The organism is Paenibacillus medicaginis, assembly GCF_042138635.1.
Taxonomy (GTDB): domain Bacteria; phylum Bacillota; class Bacilli; order Paenibacillales; family Paenibacillaceae; genus Paenibacillus; species Paenibacillus medicaginis.
In genome coordinates this window covers 48,331-60,673 of the sequence record NZ_JBHIRY010000006.1, presented here as the reverse complement: position 1 = coordinate 60,673, position 12,343 = coordinate 48,331, and the positions used below count along the sequence as shown (strand labels likewise).

The following is a 12,343-nucleotide window of genomic DNA, read 5'->3' as shown; positions in this document are numbered from 1 at the left end:
AAGCCAGATTATACCACAAATAAGCCCCGGGCAGTCAGTCCCGGGGCTATTTATTTGTGTAGTTATTTGGTGTTTTGTTTAACCTTCGCGTCTGCCTTCACGTTTGCCTTTATGTAGACTTTGAGCCTGCAACATAGATTCTCTTTGGAACTCACTCAATTGGAATACTTCATTACCGTGGCCAAGCTTCAGCACATGACCAATGCCTCCAAGGCGCTTAACCTGACCCAGCCGACCTTGAGCCATGCCATTTCCAAGCTGGAGGATGAATTGGGGCTGCCGCTGTTTGACCGGGACGGACGTAATATCCGGCTCAACCGTTATGGGGTGCAGTTCGCCAAGCGGGTGGAAGAAGCTCTGCGGAGTATTGAGAGTGGAATTCAGGAAATCAGAGAATGGTCTGACCCGGATACCGGTGTAGTCTCCATTTCTTATCTGAATATTCTTGGAGTGGATCTGATCCCAAACCTTGTTATGGAGTATAAGCAGGAGCATCCGAAGGTCCGGTTTGAATTATTTCAGGGCAGCCTTGGCGATGTGGACGAGCATTTTGAGAATGGAAGCTCCGACCTGATGATTACCTCCAAGGAATCTGCAATCATGAAGCATGAATGGCTGACGATCCTCAAGGTGCCTTTGTATATCGTCGTTTCCGCTCAGCATGCCTTTGCACGGCAGTCGTCCCCACTCAGTCTTACGAAGCTGTCCGGCGAGCCCTTTGTGGGCCTCAAGAATAACTGTGCCTTAAGAGCCACTATTTCCACATGTTTCGATAACACCGGTTTCCATCTGGCTACCACCTACGATGCCGAAGATCTGGTTACTGTAGCCGGCTTCATCAAAGCTGGTCTGGGTGTTTCGATCCTTCCGCAGACCCCAGGACTGGAGCTGGAGGGACTTGTCTGGATTCCGATTGCCGAGGAAGGCTGGGAATGGGAGATTGGCCTGAAATGGCGAAAAGACCGCTACCTTCCGGCAGCGGCCACGGAGTTTATAGAATTTATTAGACAGCGGTGAGGTACTGCTATTTCAGTAAATGGCGGACAGCAATCTCCTTATTGAAGAACCCGTCGGAATGTATCTATTGACCTTCGTTCAAATAATGGTTATATTTGTAATATATTATCAAAAAATATTAGAGGTGGTTCGTTTGAACAATACAACCACGATTCTCGGAGAGCTGGAACAATTTTTACAGAAGAATGGTTTAAACATCAATCAATTCGGGAAACGGTCCGGGATGAATGCAGGTACGGTGAGTTCCATCTTGAACAATAAGAGGGTGCTTGCTGTGGATCAGTTGGACCGGATTACGGCAACAATGAATCTACCTCATGGGCATTTTTACGAGCAGTACATGCAAGAGTATCTGAATGAAATTGCCCCGAATTGGCGCAGAATCAAACCTTTCTTATACCGCTGCACCGAGTTGAATAAGCTGGAGTGCATCAAGCAGGCTGTAAATTTGTTGATGGATAACCTGTTATATTTGTCTTCTCTGCTTGAGGTAGCGGAAGATTTTTTTGGCCAGGGCAAACATACTGCAGCAGCAATTCTTTACGAGAGCATAGCTTTAAGCGAGAAAAATCAGCATTCAGAGCGGTTAGCTTTTTGTCAGTACAGATTATTTCTCATCAGACAGGGAAAGGATCTTGAGCAGAATTATCAGGCAGCCATACAGTTTGAGCCTTTCGCTGATCGACTTCATGAGATTGAACAACTGGATGCACTGAAGGATTTGGCGAATACATATCGCTCATTACACCGATGGGAGAAGGTTTACACAACTGCTGTTAAGTTGCGGCATATAGCGAAAATCCAATACTCGTTATCACATTCATCTAATAAGGAACTAGCAGTAAATCAAAAAAATCCATTAAGACCCCTATTTTTTTATGTTGCATATAGCTATCTGTTAATTGGTGGTTTTTTCCACGATCAGGGTAACTATGAGATGGCATGGGAAATGGCCTATAAATATGCAGATTTAGAATGGGTGAAGGAGACGGATGAAGAAACTCTTCACTGGAAAGGTCTATTTCAGGAGTGGGCCAGAGCTAATATTTTTTTAGCTAAGTTAATGTCAGGTGACACAAAATTGCTTTCAGAATATGTGAACTACATTGAATCGAGAGAAATTGAAACCATTCGTGGCTTATGGAATGTCATGATGGTGGCCAATCGATTTGGTGTTGATGTAGATCATATTCTCACAAAATTTGGTGCTGTAATAATCAATCTCCATGAACAAAAAGGAAACGAAATATATAACGATCAAAATACTGCCGATCAACATGTTGGTCTACTATCTGAGCTGGCGCAATATTATTTATCTAGAGGCAGTTACGAAAAGGGATTTCATCATTTGTTAGACGGCCTGAAAAAATCTACTATAATTAATGATGAAAGCACTGTGCTTCGGTTTATTCGACTATTTGAACGTTTCCGAAAGTTTGCATTAGTCGAAACAAAGCTAGAATATCATAACTTAGTGGAAATGGGAGGAAAACATGAAGAAAATAATTTCTCTGCTGTTCGTAACTAATTTAATATTATTAGTGACTTCGAACTTTATGATTCAGTTGACATCAATCCACGGAGGTGGATAATCTAGACCATTCCGACAAAGATCGGTGGGCAAACCGTTGATTTCATTAATTATTTTTCACATCGTCCTTCAGACAAATACAGGTAATGGCGTTTCAACAGCTTAACCTTTTGAGATAACCAAAAAAGCTCTGTCAGCTATTCGCTGGTAGAGCTTTTTAACTTTCTATAAAAGCAACATCAGTGCTTTAGTAACCCACCAAGCAGCATCTTCATCACCTGTCACTTGCAAAGCACCTGCATAAATTGCATCTTCAACAGCTCCGGTGAAGTTATCAACTACACCAAGTATTTGCAAGAAACCTTCTACCCCAATAAATGCTTTCACTGGGGCAGGGAGCTTATCAAATCCTGCTTTTAAAGCTTTTACTGCCCAACTCAGTTTCCCCTGTGTATGAAACTCACCAGAATCTTCTTTATTTTCTAAAGTTTTAATGAATTCATTTTTTTCCTGCTCAGTCAAATTGAAATATTCGGCGATACCTTCAATATCTTTTAAATCAGATTCACTTAGAGATTCCTTAGCACTAATTAAGTCTGCAGAAGGCGATGCATACATTGAGGCAGGTACCGCAATCACACCTGATAGTAACGTTGCGGCCATAAGTGAGTTAATCCAAACTTTTTTCATCACTTCATCTCCTCATTGTTTTTTTCTATGTAATTGCCAATGATGTGATATCAACACCTTTTATGGTAAACTCTAGGAGAGGTTATGACAACCCTTAATTTTAATTTGCTAACAAGGAGGGGATTTGATGAAAAACATTTGGAGATTTATCGTTGCGTTGCTCATTGGTAACATCATTGGAAATCTAACTTACGGAAGGCTAGATTTTTTTCAATACAACACAGAAACCAGTTTTTTCACATTTGAAAATCTTATTAAGTTCGTTATCGACTATGGTCTAGCAGTAATTATTGCATTATTCATATATGTATTGATTGGGAAATTTTTTACGAGAAGTGATGAAAAATAAAACATAAGGACTCCTACTGGCTATATACCGATGGAGTCCTTCAATATATCAATTCTAAATTCAAATTGATCTCAAAAGAAATAACTATCATTCATCTTCAGGGAATGTGGTTCTCCAGATCAGCTTCCTTGCGCTTGAAATCTTGAAGAACAAAGGAGCAAAGCAACTCGACAAAGAGCTTTTTACTGGACAACAGGAAACGATAGGACGTATTGTGGCGCTGATGAACTCGTTCATCGGATTCCATTTGTACCAGTCTCTCCTTACAAAAAGCTAAATGTTAATCGCCGATCATTTGCAGCTCGATTTGCTTCATTTCATAAAAATATCCCTTTTGCTCCATCAGCTCAGCATACGTGCCCGCTTCAATGACTCTTCCCTGGTCCATGACCAATATCCGGTCCATCCCTTCCAGGCCGGTCAGCCGATGGCAAATCAGCAGAAGCGTATCGTCAGCCGCCTGAGTCAGCAGGTTCTGGAAAACGCGCTGCTCTGTTACGTAATCCAGTGAAGAGGTCGGTTCGTCCAGAAGCCATAACCGTCCTTTCCGAAGCATCGCCCGGGCCAAGGCCAGACGCTGCTTCTCCCCCTCCGAGAAATTCTCCCCTTTTTCATACACTGTATCGTCCAGCGATTTATTCTGTAGCTGCACTTTATCCAGCATAGCCGACAACTCTTCGTCGGAAGCATGTTCCTCATTCAGCAGCAGGTTATCCCGAATAGTCCCCCGAAAGAAATGGCTGTGCTGCAGCACAACATTGGACGCTTGCCATATGCTCGCTTCATCCAGTTCCTGGGCCGAAACTCCATTTAAACGAATCTGGCCTTCTGTCGGTGTGCGCAGCTTGAGTAGCAATTCGATAATGGTTGTTTTACCTGATCCGCTCGGCCCAACAATGGCGGTTTTGGAACCCGCCGGAATATGAAGAGCAATGTCCTTCAGCGCCGGGCGCCACTCATCTTCATATTGAAACGTAACGCCGCACAGATCAATCGAAACGGCCTGCTTATCTGAAAGAACACCGCTTGGCTGCGGCGACTGCTTATCCGTGGCATGAACCGTTTCCGCAAGCCGCTTTGCCGCATGCTCGCTATCCTGCTTATAAGCGGGCAGCGTAGCCATTGCCGCAGCTTCTTCAAACACCGTGAGCGAAGCCATCACCAGCATGGCGAGAAACACGCCGGCAAGCGAGCCGTGCATGATCAAATAGGCACCAAGGACCAATACACCCCAGGAAATGAGGTATGTCACAAAAGTATGCAGCGATTGCCCGCGCAGCAAGTGCCGGGCTGCTGCCTGCTGTTCGTCCGCCAGCGTGGCGGAAGCATGCTGCAGCTGCTGCTCCCGTTTTTTCAATTGCCCGTATACTTTTAAATCGCGGAACCCGTATAGCAATTCGGTCACTTCAGTGGAAAACGCCGCTCGCTGCTGGCGGACACGGCCATGTATCCTTCTCTGCCCAAGCAGAACAAACCCCGGAAACCACAAAAGCCGTAGCCAGCATCCCCAGCACAAACAAACAGGCCATCCAGAACGAAAAGGCCGAAGTAAACAAAACTGTAGCCAAAAACACCATAATGACAACGACAGGGGGATAGGCGACACGTATAAAATAATGCTGCAAGCTTTCCACATCCCCGACGATCCGCGCGAGTAGCTCCCCGCTCCGATTTTTGCCCAATATCCCAGGTGTCAGAGGCACAAGCTTGGCAAAAAAGGATGTGCGCAAACGGCTGAGTATAGAGAACGTCGCCCGGTGGGAATACAAGCGTTCGCCGTAGCGGCTTGCCGCCCGCAGCAGTCCAAGTATTTTTACCAGGGATGTCAGCACAATCAAGGTGTAGAGCGGCGGGGCAAACACCGTCTGGGAGATCATATAACCGCTTGCGGCAAAGAGGCATACACCCGCTATACCGGCAATAAATCCGCCGATGATTGCCATGGCGATATCCTTCCGTTCCTGAATTATCGCCTTTGTTAATATAGCCAGTTCATTCATGCGAGTCCTCCTTTGCGCTGAACATCCACCATCTCGGCATATTGGGGCAGACGGGCAAGCAGCTCATCATGACGCCCGCAGTCCAGCAGCACACCGTTGTCCATAAACAAGATCCTGTCAGCATGCCGGATCGTGTACAAGCGGTGAGCTACGGTAATCATGGTTGCCTTGCTCGCAAGCTCGGCAATGGACTGCTGCAAAACGCGTTCAGTGTGCAAATCCAATCCCACCGTGGGTTCATCAAACAAAATGACGGCAGGCTTCTTCAAAAAAGCACGCGCCAGCGCAAGCCTTTGCTTCTCACCGCCTGACAATCCCCTGCCCCCTTCACCGACAAAGGTGTCATAACCCTGCTCCAATTCGGCGGCAACGGCAGCAAGCCCGGCGGCCTCCGCCGCCTGCACGATTTCCGCCCTGGAGACGTCCCGGTCCGCGCCAAGCGTTATATTGTCGGCAAACGTGCCGGCAAAAATATACGGATGCTGGGTAATGTAGCTGACGTGTTCAAACCATGAAACCTCATCGTATTGCGCAAGCGGGCGTCCGTTCACCAGCACTTCTCCCGCTGTCGGCTTCAGCAGCCCGGCAATGAGGTGCAGCAAGGTTGTTTTGCCTGACCCGCTTTTTCCGACAATGGCGATTTGCTCCCCAGGTCCAAACGACAGGGAACCGGCTGCAAGCTCGAACGAATCCGGCGCATACTGAAAGCGGACATCCCTCAGCTCGATGGATGGCGGCATCCGGATCAAATCCAAGTGGGCAGTCCCAGACTTGACCTCCTTGTCCTCCTTCTTCCCCCTGCCGGTCTCATCTGTTCCGCCCATTTTCCCGCCAGCCTCTCCGCTATCCGTTGCTGCTCTCTCTTCCCCTGTTTCCACAAGCATTTCTTCCACTTTACGGACTGCGCCCATGCTGGTGCGGCCGCTGTGAAAGGCAGTTCCCGTGTTTTTTAACAGGCTGTAAAACTCAGGCACCAGCAGCAGAATCAGAAAGGCGGTATGGAAGGAAAGCGATTTGAACACCAGCAGTTGCAGCGCCAACTCAAGCGCAACAATGCCAATGCTGAGCATCACGATCGATTCCAGCATGAAGGTGTTAGTAAAGGCAATCCGCAAAATGCCCATCGTCGCATCCCGATAACCAAGGCTGCTGCGCTCAATTTCCTGCTGCTGATGATGGGCCCGGCCATACAGCTTGAGCGAAACCAGCCCTTGAAGCGAGTCGAGGAACGTACCGGAAAACTCGGCCAGCTGCGCAAATTTCTCCTCCGATTTGTTCTTCGTTTTCAGCCCCACAAGCACCATAAATATCGGGATAAAAGGGGCGGTAACCAGCATAATGAAGCCGGAATTCATATGCAGTGTGAAAACAACGATCAAGATCAGGATCGGAATGACGGCGGCTTCCAGCATACGCGGCATGTACTGGCTGAAATAACTGTCCGCCTCATCCACGGCATCCAGCGCCACACTCACCTTGCCCCCGGTTTGCCCGTGCAGCGCCGAAGGAACGGAAGCATTGGCAAGCTTACGCAGCACCTTTGCCCGCATCTCCGTCTTGGCACTGGCAGCCATGTGCAAGCCGATGCGCCCGTTTCCATACGACAGCAGTGTTCGCGCAACCATGACAGCCAGCAATGATCCAAGGATGACAACAACCGACGCAAAGGAGATCTGCTGCACAAAAATCCGCTCGACCGCTTCAGCGAGCAGCACGCTCTGGCCTGCAATGGCTGCGCCAAGCGCAAGCGACAGACCGCCCAGGAGTACAAGACGTTTCCTTTGTGCGGACATAAGCTCAGATATAAGACTGGTTTTCCTTTTCACGCAGACTTCCCTCCTTTATACATACGCCTGTAAGGTACTCCCAACATGCAGTCATGCATACACTGGCTCATTTCTTACCTTTTACATAATCCGCATCAAACAAGAATAACTTGAAGACCAGAATAAGGGACGGTACCAGCAGGCACAGGCCGCCGATAAAGGCCACCACCAGCGCAATGCCCATCGACTCCTGCGTGGCCCCGCTTTGAATGGTAATGTACGGATCCAGAATATAAGGATATTGCCCGATCCCGTACGCAAAAAAGGCACAGAAAAACTGCAGCATGACACATATAAAAGCCAGTCCGTAGCGGCGTCCGCTGTACAGCAGCCACAGGGCTATGATGAAAAAACCGACAGAAAGCGCCAGCAGCCACCATAAATCCATCATGTTCTGAAAATGGCGCTCATTGTGCTGGCTGAGATAAATAAATGCCGTAAGTGCGGCAATAATCGTGGGCGTGCTCCAAAACAGGGCATAGGTCCGCATCAGCTTCAACGCGGACTGATCGTCCGCCCGGGAAGCGTAGAAGGCCAGGAACGAGCCGCTAATGAACAGCACCGATACGATGGCCAATGCAACGATGCTCCACGACAGCGGGCTTGATATCAGCGACCCATATTCCAGAGAAACAGCTCCGCCTTTCTCCACAATAAATCCGCCCTCGGAAAGCGACAGTGCCACCGACAAAGAAGCCGGAATGAGCAAACCCGTTGCCCCATATAAAAACAGGTACACGATGTTTTCCTTGGAGCCGTAATTTTCAAATGCATAAAAGGAGCCGCGAATAGCCAGCAGAATAATGGCAATGCTTCCCGGCACAAGCAGCGCAGAGCCGTAATAATAAGCCGTGTCAGGGAAAAAACCGACGATGCCAACGAAGAAAAAAACAAAAAACACATTGGTAATCTCCCAGACTGGCGATAAGTAGCGGGATATCAAACGATTGATCAGATGATCCCGCTTCGTCAGACGGGCATAAAAGGCAAAAAAGCCGGCGCCGTAATCAATGGAGGCCACAATTAAATAACCGTACAAAAACAGCCAGAGCACGGAGATGCCAATCAACTCGTAACTGATCATACCGGCTCACCCTTTTCCATGGATTGAACATGCTTTTCTTTCACAAGCTTTTCCAGCTCGGCTTCTGCCGGTTTATTACGGAACAAGCGCCTCAGCACAATGACACACATGCTCCCCAGTACAATATACAAAAGCAGGAAGAGGAAAAAGAGAATCCTCACACTCGGTGACGAAGTGGCCGCTTCCTCTACGCGCATATATCCGCGGATAATCCACGGCTGCCGCCCAATCTCCGCATAAAACCAGCCCAGTTCAACGCCCAGAAACGATAGCAACGTGCTAAAAACAATGCCCCGAAGCAGCCATTTGTTAAGCTCACTGCGTTTCTTCCAGAACAAAAACAGAAAATACAACAGCGCAACGGCCAACATAACAAAACCGATCCCAGCCATGAAATCAAACAAATAGTGCACAAGCAGCGGCGGGCGTTCATCAAGGGGAAACTCCTCCAGCCCCGTTACCTCGGCATTAAAATCGCCAAAGGCCAGGAAGCTGAGCGCTTTCGGAATATGAATGGCTCCCATAACCTTCTGCTCCGCATTCAGCCAGCCCAATAAAATCAAATCCGCACCGCTCTCCGTTTCAAAATGCCATTCCGCCGCCGCCAGCTTCTCCGGCTGATGCTCTGCCAAAAACTTGGCCGACACATCCCCGGCCAGGGTTGTCAGCACGCTGAACACCAGCACAACCGCCATCATGAGCTTCAATGCTTTCTTGTGATACGCCGATGGCCCTTTTCTCAGCATCGTGTAGGCCGCAATCCCGGCCAGCAGGGCAGCCCCCGTCAAATAGGCTGAGGTTACGACGTGAAAGACTTTGGAGGGCGTCGCCGTATTCAACATCGCTTGCAGCGGATTGACTGCCGTAAATTGGCCCGCTTCCATGACAAAACCTCCGGGCTGATTCATAAATCCGTTCACTGTCGTAATAAAAACAGCGGACATGCCTGCCCCAACGACAATCGGAATCGTCAGCAGCCAATGAATATACGGATTGCGAAACCGGTCCCATGTGTACAAATAAATCCCCAGGAAAATAGCTTCAAAAAAGAAGGCAAAAACCTCCATAAATAACGGGAGTGCGATCACATTCCCCGCCAATTGCATAAAGTTCGGCCACACAAGCGAAAGCTGCAGGCCAATCGCCGTTCCGGTCACCACGCCTACGGCCACGGAAATGACAAATCCTCTCGTCCATCTTTTGGCCATGAGTATGTAATGAGGATCCTTCTTGCGTATGCCGACAAATTCGGCAATGGCAATCATGAACGGAACACCGACACCAATCGTGGCAAAAATGGCATGAAACGCCAAGGTCATCCCTGTCAGCCATTTGCTCCACAGCACAGTATCTATCACCACGCCAGACTGTCTCCTTTCAATCACTGATATTTCAATCATCGGGATTGAATCCGGTCGAAACCTGCCCGATACTTAAAATTTATTATAACGACGCTATGTCTCAAATTAATCACGAAAGGAGCTCAGTTCAAAAAAGAATCAAATCTTTCTGACAACTCGGTGAAAAACAAAGAAAACCACCCCTTCGAGTCATTGATCTGTTTCCCGATGTGTGGTAAAGACCGGATAATAAAAGGTATTTCTGAGCAAAATAGTCACCAAGTCCAAAATGAGAATTATGGTTGACACGCGTAATTGGGAACGAATATAATAAGGTCAACAAAAACATATGAATAATTGCTCATGTATTGATTTTTAAGAAAGCAGCATGATCAAGCCATTCAATTTGTAAAAGGAGATGATACCGGATGTCCGGACATAATCACGATCATGGGCACAACCATGTTCATACCAGCAATAAAAAAGTACTCTTAATATCATTCATTATTATCACAGCGTACATGATTATCGAAGCAGTTGGGGGCGTGGTTACCAACAGCTTGGCCCTGCTTTCCGATGCAGGTCATATGTTGTCCGATTCCATCGCTTTAGGCATTGCATTGCTCGCATTCAAGTTTGGAGCAAAAGCCGTTAACACAGGGAAAACGTACGGTTACAGACGATTTGAAATTTTAGCCGCGGCTCTTAACGGCATCACATTAATCGGGATTTCCATCTATATTTTCTATGAAGCGATTGAACGTTTCACGAACCCGCCGGAAGTGGCTACGCTAGGCATGTTAATTATCAGTACGATCGGATTGCTGATTAATGTATTTGTTGCATGGCTCATGATGAGGGGAAGCGATACAAAAAATAACCTGAATATGCGCGGCGCCTATTTGCACGTGCTCAGCGATATGCTGGGGTCCGTCGGCGCCATTGCCGCAGCTCTGTTGATGATGTTCTTTGGCTGGGGCTGGGCAGACCCGCTTGCAAGCGTCATTGTCGCGGCACTTGTTTTGCGCAGCGGTTACTTTGTCACAAAATCGTCCTTGCACGTCTTGATGGAAGGGGCGCCGAATAATATCGATTTGAACGAGATTGTCGATTCAATTCGAAAGGTGAAGGGCGTTAAGGGAGTCCATGATGTGCACATTTGGTCCATTACAAGCAGCATGAACGCTCTTACAGCACATATTGTCGTCGGCGGCGACAAGACGATCTATGAAGCCGAGGCGATTCTCAAAGAAGTCGAACACATGCTGGAACACAAAGAAATCCGGCACGTGACGTTACAAGTCGAATCCGAACAGCATGCCCACGATAGCTCGATTTTATGTACCGCCAAGGCCGATGCGCCCGGAGCGCATGCCCATCATCAACATTGATTAAATACGGAAGCGGAAAAAAGCGACGGTTCATTGAACCGTCGCTTTTTAAATCGTCTGCCAATTCCGCCACGACCGCCCCCTTTTAAACACGAGCGGTACGGGAGGCTTCGTAAATTTGCTTGAACAATCTGAACGATTTGATGCCTGTGTCACCGTCCAGCCAGAACTTCTTCTCTTCTCGAATATGTGTGTAAAAATCATGGCATTTTCCGTACGGTGCATAATTCATGCCATCCTGTCTGCTTTCATCCACTCGCTCACATCCTCTCCCGTACAAAATCGGCAAACGCTTTCAGGAGCTGCCGGGATTCATACTGGCCGCTGAAATCCTCGATACCGAGATAGCCTTCATAATGAACAGCTTTCAGGCCTTGCAGCACCTCTGCATAATCGATCATTCCCTCTTCCAGCGATGACCAGCCTGCCGACCAGCGTGCAGTGCCGTCCTTTCTCCGCCCTTCCTGCTTCCAGGCCGCGTTCTTGATATGAACATGCGCCAGATAAGGACCGAGCAGCTCCATCCCCATTTGGAACGGCTCATATCCTTCGTACACCATGTTGCCTGGATCATAGAGGACCCCGATATAATCGGGATTGCAGCCGCTGACGAGACGGTAGGCCAGAGATGCGCTGGGTGCGATCGTTCTGTGATGGGTTTCTACCAGCCCCTTGATGCCATAGCGTTTGGCCAGCACTTCAGCCTCCTTCAGATACTGTACCGTTTCCTCATACAGCCGGGGATAAGGTACAGTTCCGTCATATCCGGCGACACCGACACGGATCATATCTGCCCCTAATTGGCTTGCCGCATGAAATGCCTGCTCCGCCGCTTCCAGGTTCCCCACCTGCAAATAAGGCATCAGACCCACCACCTTAAGTCCTCTGGATGCCGTAACCTCCCTGAGCTTCAGCAATTCCTCGCTCATCAGCCGCGGATCGATAGAGCAGCGGTTATTGCGCCAATACGAGGGCTGCTCGTCCGCCGCATCCGCGGGAACCTCCCTGTACCTCCATTCCACCCCGTCCAGCCCGGCTTCCTTGGCAGCATCCGCCAACTGCTCCGGTGTCAGGTCAGGTGTGGCTACCGTAAATACGGAAAGCTTCATATCCGT

At 48.3% G+C, this 12,343-nt stretch carries 11 protein-coding genes and 1 pseudogene; 4 read left to right on the top strand and 8 right to left on the bottom strand.

Annotated elements, in window-relative coordinates:
* The first annotated feature begins 159 nt into the window (after positions 1 to 159).
* Positions 160 to 1,017 carry a LysR family transcriptional regulator gene (locus ACE5LO_RS08420; protein ID WP_375519584.1) on the top strand — a complete coding sequence of 286 codons (858 nt, stop codon included), beginning with the start codon at positions 160 to 162 and terminating at the stop codon, positions 1,015 to 1,017.
* A 133-nt stretch (positions 1,018 to 1,150) separates the two neighbouring features.
* On the top strand, positions 1,151 to 2,545 hold the full coding sequence (locus ACE5LO_RS08415) for a transcriptional regulator (RefSeq protein WP_375519583.1): 1,395 nt from the start codon (positions 1,151 to 1,153) through the stop codon (positions 2,543 to 2,545).
* A 228-nt stretch (positions 2,546 to 2,773) separates the two neighbouring features.
* On the opposite strand, the gene ACE5LO_RS08410 is transcribed toward ACE5LO_RS08415, so the two are convergent.
* Positions 2,774 to 3,238 carry a hypothetical protein gene (locus ACE5LO_RS08410; protein ID WP_375519582.1) on the bottom strand — a complete coding sequence of 155 codons (465 nt, stop codon included), beginning with the start codon at positions 3,236 to 3,238 and terminating at the stop codon, positions 2,774 to 2,776.
* Between the two features lie 127 nt (positions 3,239 to 3,365).
* Between ACE5LO_RS08410 and ACE5LO_RS08405 the strand changes: the two genes are divergently transcribed.
* Positions 3,366 to 3,587 (top strand): hypothetical protein, encoded by a 222-nt coding sequence (locus ACE5LO_RS08405; protein ID WP_375519581.1) that lies wholly within the window; start codon positions 3,366 to 3,368, stop codon positions 3,585 to 3,587.
* A 97-nt stretch (positions 3,588 to 3,684) separates the two neighbouring features.
* Here ACE5LO_RS08405 and ACE5LO_RS08400 read toward each other — a convergent pair whose 3' ends face one another.
* From ACE5LO_RS08400 to ACE5LO_RS08380, 5 genes and pseudogenes are all read right to left on the bottom strand, one after another.
* On the bottom strand, positions 3,685 to 3,834 hold the full coding sequence (locus tag ACE5LO_RS08400) for a hypothetical protein (protein ID WP_375519580.1): 150 nt from the start codon (positions 3,832 to 3,834) through the stop codon (positions 3,685 to 3,687).
* 33 nt (positions 3,835 to 3,867) lie between these two features.
* Positions 3,868 to 5,587, bottom strand: a pseudogene (gene cydC / locus ACE5LO_RS08395) (thiol reductant ABC exporter subunit CydC).
* Entirely contained in the window at positions 5,584 to 7,413 is a 1,830-nt protein-coding gene (gene cydD / locus ACE5LO_RS08390; protein ID WP_375519579.1) for a thiol reductant ABC exporter subunit CydD, read from the bottom strand. The pseudogene cydC and the gene cydD overlap by 4 nt, the downstream one beginning before the upstream one ends.
* Before the next feature lie 67 nt (positions 7,414 to 7,480).
* Entirely contained in the window at positions 7,481 to 8,497 is a 1,017-nt protein-coding gene (locus ACE5LO_RS08385) for a cytochrome d ubiquinol oxidase subunit II (RefSeq protein ID WP_375519578.1), read from the bottom strand.
* Positions 8,494 to 9,858 carry a cytochrome ubiquinol oxidase subunit I gene (locus tag ACE5LO_RS08380; protein ID WP_375519577.1) on the bottom strand — a complete coding sequence of 455 codons (1,365 nt, stop codon included), beginning with the start codon at positions 9,856 to 9,858 and terminating at the stop codon, positions 8,494 to 8,496. The genes ACE5LO_RS08385 and ACE5LO_RS08380 overlap by 4 nt, the downstream gene beginning before the upstream one ends.
* Before the next feature lie 407 nt (positions 9,859 to 10,265).
* Here ACE5LO_RS08380 and ACE5LO_RS08375 point away from each other — a divergent pair, with 407 nt between their 5' ends.
* Complete coding sequence (locus ACE5LO_RS08375; RefSeq protein ID WP_375519576.1) at positions 10,266 to 11,228, top strand: cation diffusion facilitator family transporter; 963 nt, start codon at positions 10,266 to 10,268, stop codon at positions 11,226 to 11,228.
* An 85-nt stretch (positions 11,229 to 11,313) separates the two neighbouring features.
* On the opposite strand, the gene ACE5LO_RS08370 is transcribed toward ACE5LO_RS08375, so the two are convergent.
* Positions 11,314 to 11,484, bottom strand: a complete 171-nt coding sequence (locus ACE5LO_RS08370) for a hypothetical protein (protein ID WP_375519575.1) — start codon at positions 11,482 to 11,484, stop codon at positions 11,314 to 11,316.
* Between the two features lie 4 nt (positions 11,485 to 11,488).
* On the bottom strand, positions 11,489 to 12,337 hold the full coding sequence (locus tag ACE5LO_RS08365; RefSeq protein WP_375519574.1) for a sugar phosphate isomerase/epimerase family protein: 849 nt from the start codon (positions 12,335 to 12,337) through the stop codon (positions 11,489 to 11,491).
* Positions 12,338 to 12,343 lie beyond the last annotated feature (6 nt).